Origin of the sequence: Pontibacter silvestris, assembly GCF_020907275.1 — a bacterium.
GTDB classification, from domain to species: domain Bacteria; phylum Bacteroidota; class Bacteroidia; order Cytophagales; family Hymenobacteraceae; genus Pontibacter; species Pontibacter silvestris.
The window spans coordinates 141,057-160,676 of record NZ_JAJJWI010000006.1 but is presented as its reverse complement, the minus strand read 5'-3'; the positions used below and the strand labels follow the sequence as shown (position 1 = coordinate 160,676).

Sequence of the window (19,620 nt, the reverse complement as noted above, 5' to 3'; positions counted from 1 at the left end):
TTGTTTTAGCAAACTTACTGTAATAAGTACAGTTTATATAGCTTTTTAGTTGATGGTTAATTTGTTAAAAGACTTTTATAAGTAACTATTATTCCTTTGGCAAAAGTATCACGTATCAAAAAAACAAAAGGCCTTTTATTAGGCAAATGAGAAAAATAGGCTAATGAAGCGGACAATGACAAAATTGAAGTGCCTTAGCTTTAACCTCTTCATCTCTCTGCCTGTTGCCTATGCCTTGGTTAAAACAAGAGCGACACAAACAACACGAATAACGAAACCCTGTTTCTTTTGAACAAGAAAAAAATATTCAACGACCCTGTATACGGTTTCATCACTGTTCCGTCAGAGCTTATTTTCGATATCATTGATCACCCTTACTTCCAACGGCTGCGCCGCATTAAGCAGTTAGGCCTTACGGAGATGGTTTATCCGGGGGCGCTTCACACACGTTTCCATCATGCGCTTGGGGCTATGCACCTTATGAACACAGCCCTGAACACGCTCAGAAGCAAGAATAACCAAATCAACGATGAAGAGTTTGAAGCCTCCCTCATTGCTATTCTGCTGCATGACGTAGGCCATGGGCCTTTTTCCCATGCTCTGGAAACAGCTATTTTTAAAGAAGTTCACCACGAAAACCTCTCGCTACACATCATGCACATGCTAAACGAAACCTTTAAAGGCAGACTGAGCATGGCAATCAATATATTCAAAGGTACTTACGAGCGAAACTTCTTTCACCAACTGGTATCAAGCCAGCTGGATGTAGACCGCCTTGACTACCTGAACCGTGACAGTTTTTATACCGGAGTATATGAAGGCAAAATTGGTGCCGATCGTATCATAAAGATGCTGGATGTGGCAAATGATAAGCTCGTAGTGGAAGAAAAAGCCATCTACAGCATCGAGAACTTTCTGGTAAGCCGCCGCCTGATGTACTGGCAGGTGTACTTGCACAAGACAGTTATCAGTGCCGAAAACATGGTTTTACGCACAGTACAGCGTGCCCGCCAGTTAATACAGCAAGGCGTAGAAGTACCCGCCAGCCCCTGCCTGAAATTTTTTCTTGCCTCGGACCTTACAATGCAAGACTTTCAGTCAGACCATAGCATTCTGGAGCGTTTTGTTTCACTAGACGACCATGATATCTGGAGTGGTATAAAAATGTGGGCCTCCCATGATGACATGGTTTTATCCTTTCTGGCAAAAAGCATTTTAAGCCGCAGACTGTTCAAAGTAGTCATATCCAGCAAGCCTATAGACCCAGAAATACTGCTCGGTATCAGCGAACTGGTGCAGGAACAATTTAAAGTAGCGGAAGAAGATGTGAAATACCTGATGATTGCTGGTAAGATAAGCAACAACGCTTACCAGGCTGGTGGAGAATCAATAGACATATTAACCAAGTCAGGATATGTAGTTGATGTAGCTGAAGCCTCAGACTTGCCTAATATTCGAGCTCTAAGCTATGACGTAGAAAAATTTTATGTATGCTATCCTAAAGAGGTAGCGCATTAGTTCCTCTTTAGGCAAATTCGAAGCAGTTTAGTTTAAGTCTCTGAACAGCATTAACAGGATATTTGGGCACAAAGGTGTTGGATGAAAAAGACACTTAATGAAGAGATAGCAATGCGCTGATGTTCTAAAACGGATAAACTATACGAAAATATAATAAAAGTTTGTTGTTTTGCTTGATCCCAAAACTATTACTAAAAAACCTTAGCTGATATCAAAATAACAGCAAAACAAACAAGACTTTAACAAGTTTATAGGCAAGTCTATCTAGACTTAAAACACACTCTTGCTTTTATTCATTTCTATCTGATAGATGTTCTGTTTTTAGTATTGAACAAATTCTATTGAGCAGATATAACTTAGTTTAAAATAGCAACTCAGTTTACTTTTTTAGTATGTTTGCGCCCCCAAATCATTAGCACATTAAATATTTTGCTATAATTTTACAGAATGGAATTTACGGTTCAACAGATAGCTGAGCTCCTGAAGGGCAAGATAGAAGGTGACAGTACAGTAACAGTCAGCACACTAGCAAAAATTGAGGAGGCTCAACAAGGTGCCCTCGCTTTTCTTTCTAATCCTAAATACGAACCACACCTATATACTACCAATGCCAGTGCTGTTATTGTTGCTGAAAAGCTGGAACTGAAAAAGCCTGTAAATACAGCGCTTATAAGGGTTCCTGATCCTTATTCGAGCTTCTCGACACTTTTACAGTACTATCAGGCAGCCATAATGGCCTCTAAAACAGGTGTAGAAGACCCTTCCTTTATCGGGAACAATAGCCATATTGGAGACGGACACTACAGAGGGGCTTTCTCTTATATCGGGTCTAACTGCAAAATCGGCGATAATGTACGCATCTTTCCGCAAGCCTTTATTGGTGACAATGTTCAGATTGGTGATAACACAACTATTTTTGCAGGTGCCAAACTTTATGCCAACACTGTTGTAGGCAACAACTGTACAATACATGCCGGTGCTGTTATTGGAAGTGATGGTTTTGGATTTGCGCCTCAGCCAGATGGAAGTTATAACGCAATTCCTCAAATCGGTAATGTTGTACTGGAAGATGAGGTATCTGTTGGGGCCAACACAACAATAGACTGTGCAACCATGGGGGCTACTGTTATCAGGAAAGGCACTAAAATTGATAACCTGGTACAAATCGCCCATAACGTGGAAGTCGGCGCTCATACGGTTATTGCTTCGCAATCCGGGGTTTCGGGCTCTTCCAAAATAGGAAAGCACTGTGTAATAGCTGGCCAGGTAGGTATAGTAGGACATATAAGTATAGCCGATAAAACCACTGTAGGTGCACAATCGGGTGTTTCCAAATCCGTGAAAGAGTCAGGTACTATTATACAAGGCTCACCTGCGTTTGATTATAAGCAGAATTTACGTGCCTTAACAGTTTTCAGAAAGCTACCAGAATTACAGCGCGACCTGGAAGCGCTTAAAGCAGGTAAATAAATTACTTTCTACAAGCAGCACAGGGCGCTCTTAAAAATAAAGTGGCAAGGCCAAATATAAAACCTTATGTTTGCAAGCATAAAGAGGACAGCAGTATTTATTGTTTGCTGCATCAGAAGCTGGCAGTCACACGGTTGCTATTCTAACTAAAATAAAGCTAGCACTTTTATAAGACTACTGATACGTTAAATGAACGATAAACAGCATACCATAAAGGCTCCTGTAACGGTATCGGGAATAGGATTGCATACTGGCGTAGAATCTAACATGACTTTCAAGCCTGCACCTGTAAACCACGGTTACAAGTTTCAGCGAATTGATTTGCCTGAACAGCCTATAGTTGAAGCAGATGTTGACAATGTGGTAGACCTGTCCAGAGGTACTACTATTGAGAAGAATGGGGCTCGGGTAAACACAGTTGAGCATACACTCGCAGCTTTGGTTGGTCTGCAAATCGATAATGTTCTTATAGAGCTAGACGGCCCAGAGCCCCCTATTATGGATGGCTCTTCTGTTGATTTTGTAAATGCTCTTTTATCAGTCGGCCTGGAGGAGCAAAATGCGCACCGCAATTACTTTGAAATCACCAAAGGGGTAAGCTATAAAGACGAAAAGCGAGGAGTAGAAATAGCAGCTCTTCCGCTGGATGACTACCGCCTGACGGTTATGGTTGACTATAACTCCCCAGTGCTAGGAAGCCAGCATGCCTCTCTTACAAATATAAATCAGTTTGAAGAGCAGATTGCCTCCTGCCGCACTTTTGTTTTTTTACATGAATTAGAGGCTCTTTATAAGCAAAACCTTATTAAAGGCGGTGACCTGGATAATGCCATTGTAATTGTGGACCGTGTTGTAGAGGATGGTGAATTAACGTACCTGGCTGATTTGCTTGGCAAAAAGAAAGTAGAGGTAAAGGCTGAAGGTATTCTGAACAACACCAAGTTACGCTATAAAAATGAGCCAGCCCGCCATAAACTGCTGGATATGCTCGGCGATCTTGCCCTGATAGGACGCCCGATAAAGGGGCAGATTCTGGCAGCCAGACCAGGACATGCTGCTAACATAGCGTTTGCCCGTAAGGTAAAGAAAATGATCCAGGAGGCTTCGGTAAAAGCAATACCTACATACGACCCAAAGAAGCCGCCTATTATGGATATTAACCAGATAGCGGCCATTTTACCACACCGCTATCCATTCCTGCTGATTGATAAGATAATCAACCTGGATGCTACTTCTGTTGTAGGTGTTAAAAATGTAACCATGAATGAGCCTTTCTTTACCGGCCACTTTCCTGAAAACCCTGTTATGCCAGGTGTAATTCAGATTGAGGCAATGGCACAGACAGGCGGCATTTTGGTTTTAAGCACTGTAGATAACCCTGATGATTACTGGTCTTACCTGCTTGGTATTGACAGGTGCCGCTTCAAGCGCAAAGTGCTTCCAGGTGATACAATAATATTTAAATGTGAACTGCTGGCTCCCATCAAGCGTGGTATTGCCAAAATGTTTGGTCAGGCTTTTGTAGCGGGCCAACTGGTAATGGAAGCGGAAATGTCGGCAATGATAGTAAAAAAAGACGCATGAACCAGCCATTAGCATACATTCACCCAGAAGCTAAAATTGCACAAAATGTAGTAGTAGAGCCTTTTGCCACTATTCATAAAAATGTAGAGATTGGTGAAGGCACCTGGATCGGGTCAAACTCTGTTATTATGGAAGGTGCCCGAATCGGTAAAAACTGCAAGATTTTTCCTGGAGCGGTTGTCGCCTCTATTCCACAGGACCTCAAATTTGTGGGCGAGGAAACTACCGCTGTTATTGGTGACAACACCGTAATCCGGGAGTGTGTTACTATTAGCCGTGGCACTGTTGATAAAATGAAGACCGTGGTTGGTAAAAACTGCCTTATCATGGCTTATGCTCACGTAGCACACGACTGCATAGTTGGCAACAACTGTATTATTGGCAATGCTGTACAAATGGCCGGCCATGTGGAAATAGATAATTTTGCTATTATCAGTGCTACCAGTGCAGTACATCAATTTGTAAAAATAGGAGCACACGCCTTTATATCCGGTGGCTCTAAAGTACTTAAAGATGTTCCTCCTTTTGTAAAAGCAGCACGTGAACCTTTATCTTATGCTGGTATTAACTCCGTTGGCTTGCGCCGCAGAGGCTTTACAAGCGAACAGATAAACGAAGTGCAACAGCTGTACCGTATCCTGTTTATGAGTGGCCTGAATAACACGCAGGCACTTGATAAAATAGAGCTGGAGCTTTCACCAAGCAGTGAGCGTGATGAGATTAGCAACTTTGTGCGCAACTCTGGCCGAGGAATAATAAAGAGCTATTTTTCTAAAGATGCAGATTAGCCTAAGTAATTTAGGTAAACGATATAACTACGAGTGGATTTTCCGGAACCTGACTTATACCTTTAAGCCAGGCACTTCCTACGCCATATTAGGACATAACGGCTCCGGAAAGTCCACTCTTCTCACAATTCTGGCAGGCTATAACCTGCACAGCGAAGGCGATATAACTTATACTGAAAAAGATAAAACAGTAGCCCCTGAAACCGCTTTCCGCCATCTCTCGCTTACAGCACCATACATGGAACTGGTAGAAGAGTTCACCCTACTGGAAATGCTTGATTTCCATACCCGCTTTAAGCCACTTCGCCTTAGTCTGACAAACCAACAATTAGTAGAACGCATGGGCCTGCAAAAAGCCCGCAATAAGTTTGTGAAGGATTTCTCGTCCGGGATGAAGCAGCGCCTTAAACTGGGGCTGGCAATTTACTCTGACACCTCACTTCTACTGCTTGACGAACCGACCACTAATCTTGACCAGGAAGGAATCTCTTGGTATCAGGAGCACGTGGAGCAAAATAAGAAGGACAGACTGATTATAGTAGGCTCTAACATTTCACATGAATATGCTTTCTGCGATCAGCAGCTGAACATTACTGATTTCCATCCGGTACAGAGAAAAAATAAGCTTTTTTAACTTAGTTGCTTTCTTGATTGAAAGCCTTTACATCAAGCCTGATATCACATTATTCCAGTACTTTTGTTTTACGTAACCAATTTCAGTTTCTAACTCTTCCTGATTAAGGCTTTGAATTCTGTATGTAAAGAAGCTATTGAGATACTTTTTGAGTAAAAGCTTAACCTGATAACAGCAAAAAGCTTAGGCTACCTCTAGCCCAGGTAATGGTCTAAAGCCCAAAGGCTAAGCAAAAATTAACAGGTACAAACAACGATTTTAGCTCTGGTACTACCAAATTACAAGCAAGCTCGCTAACTTTGTAGCATATCTTTAAACATACACTATGGGACGCGCATTTGAATTTAGAAAGGCTCGTAAGTTTAAGCGTTGGGACAAAATGTCTAAGGCATTTACCCGCCTAGGCAAAGAAATAGTTATCGCAGTAAAAGAATCAGGCCCAAACCCTGAAACTAACTCCCGCCTCCGTACAGCTATCCAAAACGCAAAAGGCGTAAACATGCCTAAAGACCGCATTGAAGCGGCCATCAAAAGAGCATCATCTAAAGAAGAAAAAGACTACGAAGAAGTAGTATATGAAGGCTACGCACCGCATGGTATTGCTGTAGTAGTAGAATGCGCTACTGATAACCTGAACCGTACTGTTGCCAATGTGCGCATGCACTTCTCAAAAGGTGGAGGGTCTTTAGGTAAAACAGGTTCTCTTGACTTCTTGTTTGACCGTAAAGGGATTTTCAAAATTCCTGCTGAAGGTATTAACCTAGAAGAACTGGAGCTGGAACTGATTGACTTTGGTGCAGATGATATTTATGAGCATGAGGAAGAGATTATCATAGAAACTCCTTTCACCGAATTTGGCACTATGCAAAAAGGGCTTGAAGAAAAAGGCTTGAATGTGATCAGTTCAGAGGTGCAACGCATCCCCACAACCAGAACAGAGTTAACAGAAGAGCAGGAAGAAGAAGTAATGAACCTGATTGAAAGGCTGGAAGAGGATGACGACATACAGGCGGTATACCATAATATGCAATAACCGCTCCTGATTTTAAATATAAGTGGCTGCTCAAGGCGATCTGCAGAGAGCAGCCATTTCTTTTACAAGGCTGTACAGCCGGATAATTGTTTTACCTAAGTTAGCACTGCATGCTTGTTTATATATTGTTCATAATAGGCTTTGTTTTACTAATCAAAGGCGCTGATGTTTTGGTGGAGGGAGCCTCCTCTATAGCAAAACGTTATAACATATCTGAAATGGTAGTAGGACTTACTATTGTTTCTTTTGGCACTTCTCTTCCAGAGCTTATTATAAACATCCTATCCAGTATGGCCGGGCAGTCTGAGTTGGCAGTAGGTAACGTATTTGGCAGCAATGTAGCTAACTTACTTTTAATATTAGGTGTAACGGCCCTTATTTGCCCTTTACCTATTCAGCGGAATACTATACTTACCGAAATACCTTTCTCACTTATTGCTACCTTACTGGTTGGTTTTTTGGCTAATGCTGTGTTGTTCAGTAACGATTCAGAGCTGCACATTAGCCGCCCGGACGGCTTTATCCTGCTGTTCTTCTTTTTGCTGTTTATGGCTTACATCTATAATATATCCAAAACCAATAACGATGGGTCTGATCAGGATGAGGAGATAACAGTTATGCCAATGGGTAAGTCTGTTATGTTTATACTCTTAGGAGGCTGTGGTCTGTTTCTGGGAGGCAAATGGGTTGTTGATGGAGCTATAAATATAGCACAGACATTTGGCCTTAGCGAATCCTTTATCGGGCTCACTATTGTAGCCATTGGAACATCATTGCCGGAACTGGTTACCTCTGCTATGGCTGCTTACCGCCGGAACATCGATATTGCAGTTGGCAATGTCGTTGGGTCCAATATTTTTAACTTACTCTGGATACTTGGTATAAGTGCTGTCATCAACCCCATACCTTTTAGTGTCGTAAGTAACTTCGATATATTAATGATGATCTTTGCCAGCACTCTTCCTATTCTCGCCATGCCAATTGGCAAGAGAAACACCATCGATCGCTGGAATGGCATTCTTTTTTTGTTTATCTATATCGGCTATATTTTCTTTCTAATACAAAGAGGCTAGACCTTCGCTGATTTTCAAAAATAGTCCCGCTTTCATACTCATATAAGCAGGTTTTATAAGTGACAGGTTTTAGAGGCGACAACTTGGCCTGTTCAGTAAAATCACCTTTTAGCGTAGCCGCAAAGGCAAAATAACATTACGCCAGTTAACAAACTCACAAGCCACTCCTGGCAAAGCTTACTAGCATAAAATCATGCTCTATTGTTTCAAAAAAGCCCATAGCAGGCCAAAAAGCTAATATGAAGTAGTAATGACGGAGCCCTAAAGTAGCTAAACCGCACCCTAACATTCGTAAGCAATCAACATCTTTACTAGCTTTGCATTACTAGTTCTCTTATAGCATGTTTAAATTTTAAGTATCTGACAATTAACTTATTCTAGTTAATGTGATTTGACAATTATGCCACAGTACCCAACTTTGAGCACTTTCAGGTGTCTTTTCGTGGTCCTTATCCAGCCTGAGGAAGAAGTTGAACATGCCGAGAGCCCGCTCCGTGACCCACCTCCACTTGACGGGCACGAAGCCTTCCGTGCCTGGTGGTTTGGAGCTAATCTCCAGTTCCACTCCCAACAGGTTCTCTTCAACCCATTCCCTAATTACCTGCTCATAGGCCGCATCAGCCAGGATTTCCCCCATCCGGTGCAGATAGTGAGATTCCATAAGCTTTACAGTTTGGTCACTTTTAGCTTACGGACTGACTCGCACTTTTTCACCCCTTTCTAAAATTTAAACATGCTCTAAGAATAAAAACAGTTGCAAAATTTATACCCTTAAACTTTTATTAAGTAAGGCACGCTTCATCTACCTAACGATCAAACATATGTAAATATTAAAATAGAATATCCCAACACTATTGAAAAAACAAAGGACCTTTTAAATTCAACTAAAAGTTTATGAGAAAATATTTCTACATAGCAGTTAACTATGCAATTACAACAACCTGTATAAACACAGTTTCTTATGCAGAAGACATAAGTAAAACTTACCCAATGGTTAACATTAGTAGTTATGCCAGTACTGTTACAGGTAAAGTAACTTCTGAGGAAGGTGAGCCTCTAATTGGTGCAAGCGTAGCTTTAAAAGGAAGTTCAACAGTCATCATAACAGATGCAAGAGGTAATTACACTATCGTAGTACCCGATGAAGGAGGTACATTTGTAGTATCTTACATAGGATTTGTTACTAAAGAAGTTTCTGTAGCACCTGGTACAACTTCTGTTAATATCACCTTAAATACCGATGCCAAAGCTTTGGAAGAGGTGGTTGTTATAGGTTACGGAGAACAGAAAAAAAGCGTGGTTACTGGAGCTATTTCCAAGGTTGGTGCTGAAGACCTGGAAAACATGCCTGTTACACGTGTAGAGCAGGCATTGCAGGGAAGAACATCAGGCTTAACCATTACCTCTAGTTCAGGGCAACCTGGAGCGGCCTCTACTGTAAGAGTACGTGGTACCACTACCATTACCACTTTATATTGTGGATGGTGTACAGGTTGGCGGTGGTATTGACTATTTGAACCAAGCTGATATTGAGTCGATTGAGGTACTGAAAGATGCTGCATTTGCTGCCATTTATGGTGCCCGAGCAGCAAACGGTGTGATTATAGTTACCACCAAAAAAGGTAAAAGCGGCCAAATGACAGTTAACTATAATGGTTATGTCGGCACTCAGGCGCCTTGGCGTAAGCTGGATCTTCTGAACGCACGCGAATATGCTACACTATATAACGAAGCAAGCGTTGCAAACGGAGGAGGCATACGCTTACCTGATCCTGCAGCACTTGGCCAAGGTACTAACTGTCTTTAGCGACGATGCTCGCATTCAGAATAATGAACTAAGCCTTTCTGGCGGAGGAGAAAAATCTACGTTTTATGCCTCTTTCGGCTACCTTGATCAGGAGGGAAGTGTAGCGCCATCCAACTCGCAGTATGAGAGATTTACTTTAAGGCTCAACTCAAACCATAAGATAACCAAGGCCATTACGTTTGGCAATAACATAGGCTATACCCGCACCTCCTCCGTAGGTATAGACCCTAATAGCGAATGGGGAGCTCCTCTTAACAGAGCTATCAACATGGCCCCACTCACACCTGTTGTTGAAACAGACCCATCCCGGTTAAACGCCCCTCCTTTCACCGACCAGCCTGTCGTACGAGATGTCTATGGCAGACCTTATGGTATATCTCAGAACGTATTCTCTGAGATTCTGAACCCGGTTGCAGCACTGGCAGTTGCGCAAAGTAAAGGCTGGTCTGATAAAATTGTGGGTAATGCTTTTGCTGAAATAGAACCTACTACGGGGCTTCGCTTAAGGTCAAACATAGGTGTAGACCTCTCCTTTTGGGGCGATCAAAGCTTCTCACCTGTCTACTATTTAAGTGGCACGTTTAATAACACCTTAAATGATTATACCCGTAATGCCAACAGGGGCATGTTTTGGCTCTGGGAAAATACAGCCTCTTATAATCGCTCATTTGGCTTACACAACTTTACAGCACTGATTGGTACTTCTGCGTAATGTAACTATGGAGAAGAGCAAGGCGGTACAAAATCTGGTATTCCGGTAGAACATTTAGATGATGCATCACTGGCTTTCCCTGTATCGAATGAAAACCAGTTTTTCTGGGGAAGTGAGTATCAGGAAACACTTGCCTCGCTGTTTGGCAGAGTCATCTACAACTATAATTAAAGGTAACAATTGGCTTAAGCAAAGGGACCTGCCTGCATAAGCTACCTTAGTTTATGTTTGTCTAGCAACGTCACACCTCCAGTCAGGCTGCATCAGTACACCGACAGGCGGTTTCAAAAGTTTCCACAAAGAAGCCAAGAAACACAGAAGATGTAAAATAGATTTCCGAAGTGCCCTGCTCCTTGTGTATCTGGGGAAATAAATTCATGAGGACCTTCTGACAGAAACACCGCTCCACCATAAAGAGAACCGGTTTAATGCTTTTAAAGCTGTTTATGCTTATAATTTTTCAATGTGTTTTACCGATTGCAACTTTCAGAGTATATACCCATTATAACTGCTTTTGCTTTTGACAACCACGAGTCCCTTATTTGGCAGGCATGAAACTAATTAGATCAGAAATAGCCACTTCCAGTTTCCCTTGCAGTTCAAAGGAAAGCGACACATGATCTGGCATAGGAGTAATATCATGTACTTGAATCTCATTTACAGTTCCCAAAAGATTAAGCCCTTTCAGATCAAGCCCTTTTTTCAACAGTTCGTTGACCTTTTTCACTTCTCCAGCTATGATCTCTGCCAAGTTAGCCTTTGCCTTTTTTAAGATTTGATTATAAGCCACCTTATTTGCCAGTACTTCTAATGCTGTATTATAGAAACCGCTAGAGGTTTTAGATTCCAATCTAAACTTCCGGACAAATAGCTGTTGCATTGTATTATCATAATCGAGGCTTACCTGTACTTGCAGATCAACCTGATCCCGTTTCAATACTGTGCGGAGAACTCTTAATCTAATCCTAAGGCCAATATTATAAGCATCTGAGTTGGTCTCTTCGAGTCTAACATCCAGAATTTGCGCATATGGTGCTATACTATCTCCTTCATCTGGTTTAGGAATATATTCACCAACCACTTGCTTCTTCAACACATCTTCCAAAGCCGAGTATGTAACTTTTACCGGCACATAAATTTTAATCGGATTATCCATAGGTAAATGCAGATGGCACTTTGTCAGTTAAAGAAATATAGTACTTTACCAACTACTGCCCAAAGTCTTATAGACTTGCCAAATGTAGAAAAAAAAAGCCTCAAACGAATGTTTGAGGCTTAAGACATCGTCTTGCCATGCTAACTTCTTATATACTTTATATTAATTATCAACAAGTTTTAAAATAAATCAAGGCATATATAGACTAAAGAGAAGCGCCCTACTTTTACAGAAACCGGCACTTTTACCAGGAGCATCAGTTGTTTCTGGTATTAGAAGGCAGAGGAACCCGCTTTGCAGGAGACAACACAAAGACTTTCAAAGAACACGACCTGGTCCTTAAAGGCCTAACCTGCCTCATTTGTGGCGGAATGACAACAAGTGCTTTGAGGAAACAAGCAGTTTATCAAGCAGAGGTATCGTCATCTATTTTCAAGAAAACTTTTGGGGAGGATGTATTCAGCAAAAGAGGAATTAAAGAGTATTCATCGTTTATTTCATAGAGCTAGACTAGGTTTAGAAATAAACGGTAAGACAAACCGCTGCATTAGCCGGATGATGATTGATTTGCTGCACCTGAAAGGAGTAGAAAGTATTATTCAGCTGTTAAAGATACTTCATATACTTGCCCTTTCAACAGATTGCTCTTCAATTGCCCATTCAGAATATGTTAAACTGATCAAGGAATCGGGGACAGACCAAATGAGCCGTGTTTATGAACACATTATAAAGAACTTTAAGAAAAAAGTAAGTTTAGAAGAGGTTGTCCCCATAGCTAATGTGTCTTTAAGTTCTTTTACCCCTACTTTAAATTCAGGGCGAACAAAGCTTTTTCTGACTTCCTTAGTGAATACGGATAGGCCATGCCTGCAGCGCTTAAATGAAGAAGATATAAACATTATCCAAATGGGTTACGATAGTGGCTTTAACACGCTTTCTAACTTCACTAAGCAATTTAAAGACATAACAGGTTGTACAGGAGCATCTAAAACTGCTGCACACATTCGAACTCTGAATTAAGTGCAGGTGCCTTCTATTATACTTTATGATAAAATACTAAAAGGCACCTGAACTACAGCATTTATAGCTTATTTCCATTATCCATTAAAAGGGCTTAAAGATAAAGCTGTTACCGGTTCCACGGATATAAATCAGGTTCTTTATTACTTCCTTTGTTTTTCATGTGCAATGGGTGAACAGCTTCCGTTTCATCAAAGTACAGAAAAGCATCATACCTTTCCGGAATAACAGTAGGCACGTAATTGCCATACTGCTCAAACTTTGCATCATACACCACGCCTATGGCCCTATGACCAATTCGCCTCTGCAGTTCTGGTATTTCCTTTAGGTCTTTGGAGAGAATGATTTTATCATCCGTACTCAGGCTGTGAAGCATTTCTTCCCAGCTACCTTTGGCAGCAGGAGGCACTTCCATTTTCTGCATAGGTGCTCCCCATGATTTACCAGCAATAACAGAGCCTTGGTAAGTTCCAAAGCCTACCAGCTTCACATTTTCTCTGCCGTATTTCTCCCGGGCCAGCTGCCCTATATTATACATGCCATCATCGGCCATATCGGTAGCACTGGCATCGCCAATGTGTGTGTTGTGCTCCCAAACAATGGCTTTGGATTCCGGACCATGAAACTCCAATAGGCGGTCCAGTGTCTCCATCATGTGGCTGTCGCGCACGTTCCAGGAGTCTGCTCCTCCCCTTATCATTGCTCTGTAATATTTTTCGGCATTTACCGCTACCAGGGCATTTTGTTTCGTGTTAAAGTCATTCTCCGGATCATCGGTAAACGTAGGCTGCTTTGAGATGCGCTGCAGCATTTCTATTACTTCTTTCTCGCAGTCAGTTGGAACAAAAGCGGTGGCACGGGCATAATTCTGCGGATCTCTGTTGAATGGCTCAAAACAATTAATGGCATTACGGGCAGCATCGGCTGTTTGGCCATCGTTCCGCTCCAGGTAATTCAGTATCTGGTCCAGCGACTCCCAAAGACTGTACACGTCCAGCCCATAGAAACCAACTTTATTATTCCCGGTACGCAGGTGGTTATTTTCCCGCATCCATTCTATCAGTGCAGCTACTTCCCAGTTCGCCCACATCCACGTAGGCCAGCGCCTATATACCTGCAACACATCGGCTATCTTGCTGCCTGAGTCCCGGTAACCTTTTACCAGGCGATTAACAGCATAGCACTCCGGCCAGTCTCCCTCCACTGAGATAAAGCTAAATCCTTTTTCTTCAACCAGGCGTCTAGAGATGGCTGCTCGCCAGGTATAGTACTCTGATGTACCATGAGAGGCTTCCCCCAGCATAACAACCCGTGCATCGCCGATCTCTTCAATTAGCACATCCAGATCTCTCTCTTTGGTAATAGGATTATATTTTATTCGTTTGTTTTCCATAGCTAATTTGTGCTAGTGCTGTTATGTACCTTAAAATTGGTGTATTGTACTTTTATTGAGCACTTTATGTTCCATAAAAAAGCCCCCGCTTTACTTTTAAGTAGAGCGGGGGCAAAACAGACAAAAGTACTTTAACTAAGCCTAAGACTGATTCTGACTTGAGAACACCCTTTTTAACAACTCCGTTGTTCGGGCAACCGGATTCTCGCGAATATTCTCCTCTTCCTGCGCAATCAGCACAAAGAGACCATCTATTGCTTTTTGTGTAGCATAATCATCCAGATCAGGGTTTACTTTCTGTACCAACGGCACCTTATTATACTGCGTCACAATATCGGCATAGTATTTTGTGGCATTTGTTTTTTCCAAAGATTTTACCATCACCGGGTTAAAGGCATTATAAAGTTGCTGTGACGTTGTACGCTTCAGATATTGTGTGGCCGCATCTTTATCACCTTTCAGAATAGCCCAGGCATCAGCTATGGTCATTTGTTGAATAGCACTGACAAAAATGGGTACAGCACTTTTAGCGGCATCCTCGGCTCCACGGTTTAAGGTAAGCACAAATTTATCTACCTGGTTACCTAAGCCTATTTGCCGCAATGTATTCTCTACCCGCTGCACATCTTCCGGAAATGGAATGCGAATAAGGGGGTTTCTGTAATATCCATTTTCCTCTGAAGCCTGATCAGAGCCTTTTTTTATACCAACTTCAAGAGCTTGTTTCAATCCATTCGCTACCTCATCACGGGTAAGAGTACCTCCTGTACCTGCCAACACACCATCTACAGTGCGTTGTACATCAGCCACAGTACATGCAGCCGCAGACATAGCCAAAGCAATAAAGGAAGCGTAAACTAGTTTTCTCATAAGTAATAATTTATTAGTAAAAATTGAAGGAGTCTATCTTAAAGATTTTTTTATAACCCTGATCAAAACAAAAAGATGCACTGCCAGACTTTTACGGAAACACAGGCAAAAGTTAATGCCAGCTAAAACAGCTTATAATGCTTAGACAACATCTAAAGTCTTGTTTCCTGCACTTTTTTAACTGAACATATTTAACTTAAAGCAGTTTTGATACTAAAACATAAATCAGACCAAAAATAAATGGAAGCGGTAATCGCAGAAATAATAACGATAGGCGACGAGATACTCTACGGCCAGATTGTTGACACGAACTCTGCCTGGATGGGTATGGAGCTAACTAAAATTGGTATAAAGGTAAAGCAGATAACCTCTGTTTCTGACAGTGCAGCCCATATAATAGAGGCACTGGACAACGCTAAAACCAGGGCAGACATTATGCTTATAACAGGTGGATTAGGCCCTACAAAAGATGATCTCACCAAAAATATTCTGACGGCTTACTTTAACACAGAGCTAAAACTACATGAGCCGTCGCTGGAGGATGTAAAAGCTATTTTCAGCAGAAGAGGCATTGAGGTAAGCGAACTAAACAGGCAACAGGCCTTCTTACCGGCAGCCTGCACACCTGTGCGTAATATATTGGGCACAGCACCAGGCATGTGGTTTGAAGAGGAAGGGAAAATTTTTGTTTCGATGCCGGGGGTTCCTTTTGAAATGAAACGCATGATGACTGATATTGTATTACCTAAACTACAGGAGCATTTCAAAACGCCTCAGATCATCCACAAAGTTGTACAAACGGCAGGCGTACCGGAATCTACGCTGGCAGATACCATAGAGCAATGGGAACTTACCCTACCGCCACATATCAGGCTGGCTTACCTCCCGCATTTAGGAGGTGTGCGCCTACGGCTTACCGGTCAGGGCGATAATGAAGAAGCACTAGAGAAAGAATTACAACAGCAGGTGGATATTCTCTCACAGATAATACCGGATTACATTTTTGCTTATGGTGAAGTGAAATTAGAAGAAGCCGTGGGGCAACTACTAAAAACGCAGAAGCTAACAATAGCCACAGCCGAAAGTTGTACGGGAGGTTTGTTGGCACACAAGTTTACCAGCGTGCCTGGTAGCTCTGCTTATTATATAGGCAGCGTGATAGCCTATCATAATCATGTTAAAACAGAGCAGCTAGGTGTTAAACCCGATACGCTTGCCCAATATGGTGCTGTTAGCGAAGACACTGTGCGACAGATGGCAGAAGGCATACGCATGAAGTTCAACACAGACATTGGGGTAGCTACAAGCGGTATTGCAGGGCCTGATGGAGGCACCCCGGATAAGCCAGTGGGTACTATATGGATAGCCTACGCTGACAAAGACAAAACAGTAACTAAACTTCTCAGTTACAACAAAGACCGGATTCTAAATATAGAGTACACCACCATAGCCGTTCTGAACCTCATGCGCCAAAGTTTATTGGCCACGGTTGAGGAATAGGTTAAAATACTTAACTTTGTCCAGAACTAGAACCTAGATTTTAGACAAACAGTAAAATTATGTCTTAGCATAAAGTTCAGGATGCATACATTTTATACTGCTAAAATGTTAAGTATCTAAAATCTAGTAGCTATCATCTTAACACATGAACATAGAATAACAACGCATGGCTTTTGTAGAAATGGTTATGCCCAAAATGGGCGAAAGTATCATGGAAGGTACCATTTTGAAATGGCTCAAGAATGTGGGAGACACAATTGAGGAAGATGAATCGGTATTGGAAGTAGCAACTGATAAGGTAGACACAGAGGTGCCTGCTATTGAAGGTGGCACACTGAAAGAGATTTTGGCAAAAGAAGGTGATGTAGTAGCTGTTGGAGCACCTATCGCTATTATTGCCACGAATGGTGAAGACACTACAGAAACTCCCGCTGCTACTGCCACTGAAGAAACTACCACTGCTCCTGCTGCAGAGGCTGAGCCTGCTTCAGCAGAGCCTAATACTGTGTCAGCAGCCAATCCAACTGTAGCCAGACTTGCTCAGCCTGCTCCAGGTCGTTTTTACTCTCCGCTGGTGCTGAACATTGCCCGTGAAGAGGGCATATCTATGCAGGAACTAGAATATGTACCAGGTACTGGTCAGGAGGGCAGAGTGTCTAAAAAGGATATTTTGGCTTATGTAGAGAGCCGTAAAGGTACTCCGGAACAAGTACAGGCTTCTACTGAAGCAAGCACAACAGCAGCGCCTGTTACTAACTCGCAGCCTCAGGCTGCACCAGCAACACAAACGCAGACAGCGCCGGCAATTGCATCTAAGCCAACTTCTTCTTTCAGCAGTAACGATGAAATTATAGAAATGGACCGCATGCGCCGTCTGATTGCCGACCGCATGGTGGAAAGCAAACGTATCTCTCCGCATGTTACTTCTTTTGTAGAGGCTGATGTAACTAACCTGGTTAACTGGAGGAACAAACATAAAGAAGCTTACAAAAAGCGCGAGGGAGAGAACCTTACCTTTACACCGCTTCTGATAGATGCTATTATAAAAGCTATCAAAGACTTCCCGATGATTAATGTATCTGTAGACGGCAATAACATTATCCGCCACAAAGACATTAACGTAGGCATGGCCGTTGCTTTGCCTAGCGGAAACCTGATTGTGCCCAATATTAAGAACGCCGACCAGATGAACCTGAACGGTTTAACTAAAAAGGTGAACGACCTGGCAAACCGTGCCCGTAACAACAAACTTACACCAGATGATCTTTCAGGTGCTACGTACACGGTTTCTAATGTAGGATCTTTTGGCAACGTAATGGGTACACCTATTATTATGCAGCCACAGGTAGCTATTATGGCACTTGGTGCGATCAAGAAAAAGCCTGCCGTTATCGAGACTCCAGAAGGAGATCTGATTGGTATCCGCCACTTCATGTTCCTGTCGCACTCTTACGACCACCGTGTAGTAGACGGCTCTCTGGGAGGTATGTTCGTACGTCGTGTAGCTGATTACCTGGAAGACTTCGACCCTAACACCGTTATCTAAAGATGCGGATAAAAAATAGTTGCTATAAAACCACAGCGCCTGCCTCCAAACCGAAGCAGGCGCTGTGGTTTTATTCTTCGGACTCTTCCAAAAGAAGTGGCACATCAAATATCCAGCACGTTACCTTTGTTATAATTTTAACCATCTGATTCCATTACTTTTCGTTTAAGTCAGAAATCTAAGTAACCATAAATCATGAGAACTGTATTACCTTGGATACTAGCTGCTGCTTTCCTCTTTCTGGCCGTGTACTTTTATTGGCAGAAGCAGGAAGCTGAAAGTCGCTTGGCTATAGCCGATAATAAATTAACTGAAACAGACCAGCAGCTGGATCAGCAAACTGAAGCAGTAGACTCCCTGGAAGATATAGTTATTCCGCCTGATACTATGGAAATGGTACCTCCTGGTGGTGTTAACTTTGTAGATCAATTGGGTGCTTTAAGTGAAAATGACATTCAGAAGCTGCAACAGAAAGGCTTAAAGAATCCGGAGTCGGATCTGATGAACGACCTGAACCGTAAGCAAAGCCAGCTGATACCACGGGAGGGAAGGTTAGGCGGCACCATGGCCATAAGAGACAGCCGTATCTTAAACGACCGATATGCCCTCGCCTATTATGAAGACGGCCACAACGGCGGCTATATGCTTTTGAAATATACCGTTGATAACGGCAATGTAAACTGGCAGGTTCTAGATAGTTCAAGCTTATAAACAGCCTAATCATTAAGAGCTAAAACAACAATAGGCACAACATTTGAGTAGAGGATGTATTATAGCGAAACCATGATATTATTAAATACCATATTACCTCTATTCTTTTCTTTTATACTTGCTGATACCAGTACACTGCAACTACAGGAAACAATAGAAAGTAACCTGACTAAACTAGAGGAAACAAATGCTTACTTTATTAGTGACAATAGCTCCCAAAGTCCCTCTATACAAACTATAGCAACCGATATGCAACTGTTCGGGGTTATAGCAGGCCTTGATCTGAATAATGCAAAATATGAGCAGCACCAGCAAGGTTCTCACCAGGTACAGCATTGGACCTTTGAGCAAGGCAACATCAGAGATATCTACCAGATTGAAAGCACGATGCACCTGGACAGTGTCGTGACACAACGTTACCTGGACAATCGACCTCCTACTCAGCAACGCATCGTTAATGATTTCAATTTCCGTACCTACATAGTCTCTACTGCTACAGAGCCTGCAAAGCTTTACTATATGGCAGAAACAGAACAAGGTCTGCTTTCTTACAGGCTGGCCTCAAAGCAGGTGGAAATAAGCTATACTTCCCCCAAAGAAGGGCTGAATGATATCTTACCTAAAGCCAGAAAAGAAATTAAGCAACTGCTTACCTCTCATCAGGAGTAAAGCTCCAACATAACGGCACAAGAAAAGCTGCACTCTTATAGCAACTTGATTATCAGCTAATGTTTTTAACCGAATACTCTAGAAACAGCAGTGGCTGCTCCCTTATCAGGAGCAGCCACTGCTGTTTTTGAAATAA

General features: G+C 42.3%; 19 protein-coding genes. 16 read left to right on the top strand and 3 right to left on the bottom strand.

The window, feature by feature from the left end:
- Nucleotides 1-288: 288 nt before the first annotated feature.
- From LN995_RS07490 to LN995_RS07445, 11 genes are all read left to right on the top strand, one after another.
- Nucleotides 289-1,518, top strand: a complete 1,230-nt coding sequence (locus LN995_RS07490) for an HD domain-containing protein (protein ID WP_229959952.1) — start codon at nt 289-291, stop codon at nt 1,516-1,518.
- 447 nt (nt 1,519-1,965) lie between these two features.
- The gene (gene lpxD / locus LN995_RS07485) at nt 1,966-2,988 is read left to right on the top strand and encodes a UDP-3-O-(3-hydroxymyristoyl)glucosamine N-acyltransferase (RefSeq protein WP_229959950.1); all 1,023 of its coding nucleotides are present in this window, start codon (nt 1,966-1,968) and stop codon (nt 2,986-2,988) included.
- 189 nt (nt 2,989-3,177) lie between these two features.
- Nucleotides 3,178-4,572, top strand: a complete 1,395-nt coding sequence (locus LN995_RS07480; RefSeq protein ID WP_229959948.1) for a bifunctional UDP-3-O-[3-hydroxymyristoyl] N-acetylglucosamine deacetylase/3-hydroxyacyl-ACP dehydratase — start codon at nt 3,178-3,180, stop codon at nt 4,570-4,572.
- Entirely contained in the window at nt 4,569-5,360 is a 792-nt protein-coding gene (gene lpxA, locus LN995_RS07475; protein ID WP_229959946.1) for an acyl-ACP--UDP-N-acetylglucosamine O-acyltransferase, read from the top strand. The genes LN995_RS07480 and lpxA overlap by 4 nt, the downstream gene beginning before the upstream one ends.
- Nucleotides 5,350-5,994, top strand: a complete 645-nt coding sequence (locus tag LN995_RS07470) for an ABC transporter ATP-binding protein (RefSeq protein WP_229959945.1) — start codon at nt 5,350-5,352, stop codon at nt 5,992-5,994. Before lpxA ends, LN995_RS07470 begins: the two co-directional genes overlap by 11 nt.
- A 325-nt stretch (nt 5,995-6,319) precedes the next feature.
- A complete protein-coding gene (locus LN995_RS07465) occupies nt 6,320-7,027 on the top strand; it encodes a YebC/PmpR family DNA-binding transcriptional regulator (protein ID WP_229959943.1) in 708 nt (235 codons plus the stop codon).
- A 110-nt stretch (nt 7,028-7,137) separates the two neighbouring features.
- The gene (locus LN995_RS07460; RefSeq protein WP_229959941.1) at nt 7,138-8,100 is read left to right on the top strand and encodes a calcium/sodium antiporter; all 963 of its coding nucleotides are present in this window, start codon (nt 7,138-7,140) and stop codon (nt 8,098-8,100) included.
- 442 nt (nt 8,101-8,542) lie between these two features.
- The gene (locus LN995_RS07455; protein ID WP_229959939.1) at nt 8,543-8,824 is read left to right on the top strand and encodes a hypothetical protein; all 282 of its coding nucleotides are present in this window, start codon (nt 8,543-8,545) and stop codon (nt 8,822-8,824) included.
- 170 nt (nt 8,825-8,994) lie between these two features.
- Nucleotides 8,995-9,609, top strand: a complete 615-nt coding sequence (locus tag LN995_RS21870; RefSeq protein ID WP_262910432.1) for a carboxypeptidase-like regulatory domain-containing protein — start codon at nt 8,995-8,997, stop codon at nt 9,607-9,609.
- Nucleotides 9,578-9,907: a TonB-dependent receptor plug domain-containing protein gene (locus LN995_RS21865; RefSeq protein ID WP_317206934.1), complete on the top strand. Its 330-nt coding sequence runs from the start codon at nt 9,578-9,580 to the stop codon at nt 9,905-9,907. Before LN995_RS21870 ends, LN995_RS21865 begins: the two co-directional genes overlap by 32 nt.
- Nucleotides 9,882-10,619, top strand: coding sequence for a hypothetical protein (locus LN995_RS07445; protein ID WP_229959937.1), 738 nt, complete (start codon nt 9,882-9,884; stop codon nt 10,617-10,619). The genes LN995_RS21865 and LN995_RS07445 overlap by 26 nt, the downstream gene beginning before the upstream one ends.
- A gap of 538 nt (nt 10,620-11,157) precedes the next feature.
- On the opposite strand, the gene LN995_RS07440 is transcribed toward LN995_RS07445, so the two are convergent.
- A complete protein-coding gene (locus tag LN995_RS07440; protein WP_229959935.1) occupies nt 11,158-11,775 on the bottom strand; it encodes a DUF4403 family protein in 618 nt (205 codons plus the stop codon).
- 453 nt (nt 11,776-12,228) lie between these two features.
- On the opposite strand from LN995_RS07440, the gene LN995_RS07435 reads away from it, so the two are divergent.
- Nucleotides 12,229-12,795 carry a hypothetical protein gene (locus tag LN995_RS07435; RefSeq protein WP_229959934.1) on the top strand — a complete coding sequence of 189 codons (567 nt, stop codon included), beginning with the start codon at nt 12,229-12,231 and terminating at the stop codon, nt 12,793-12,795.
- 109 nt (nt 12,796-12,904) lie between these two features.
- Here the strand turns inward: LN995_RS07435 and LN995_RS07430 are convergent, their stop codons facing one another.
- Both LN995_RS07430 and LN995_RS07425 read right to left on the bottom strand, forming a co-directional pair.
- On the bottom strand, nt 12,905-14,188 hold the full coding sequence (locus LN995_RS07430) for an erythromycin esterase family protein (protein ID WP_229959932.1): 1,284 nt from the start codon (nt 14,186-14,188) through the stop codon (nt 12,905-12,907).
- Between the two features lie 141 nt (nt 14,189-14,329).
- A complete protein-coding gene (locus LN995_RS07425) occupies nt 14,330-15,058 on the bottom strand; it encodes a DUF4197 domain-containing protein (protein ID WP_229959930.1) in 729 nt (242 codons plus the stop codon).
- A gap of 240 nt (nt 15,059-15,298) precedes the next feature.
- Between LN995_RS07425 and LN995_RS07420 the strand changes: the two genes are divergently transcribed.
- From LN995_RS07420 to LN995_RS07405, 4 genes are all read left to right on the top strand, one after another.
- The gene (locus LN995_RS07420; protein WP_229959927.1) at nt 15,299-16,558 is read left to right on the top strand and encodes a competence/damage-inducible protein A; all 1,260 of its coding nucleotides are present in this window, start codon (nt 15,299-15,301) and stop codon (nt 16,556-16,558) included.
- 166 nt (nt 16,559-16,724) lie between these two features.
- Nucleotides 16,725-18,104: a dihydrolipoamide acetyltransferase family protein gene (locus LN995_RS07415; RefSeq protein WP_229959925.1), complete on the top strand. Its 1,380-nt coding sequence runs from the start codon at nt 16,725-16,727 to the stop codon at nt 18,102-18,104.
- 195 nt (nt 18,105-18,299) lie between these two features.
- Entirely contained in the window at nt 18,300-18,815 is a 516-nt protein-coding gene (locus LN995_RS07410) for a hypothetical protein (protein WP_229959923.1), read from the top strand.
- A gap of 72 nt (nt 18,816-18,887) precedes the next feature.
- Nucleotides 18,888-19,484 carry a hypothetical protein gene (locus LN995_RS07405; protein WP_229959921.1) on the top strand — a complete coding sequence of 199 codons (597 nt, stop codon included), beginning with the start codon at nt 18,888-18,890 and terminating at the stop codon, nt 19,482-19,484.
- Nucleotides 19,485-19,620: the final 136 nt, after the last annotated feature.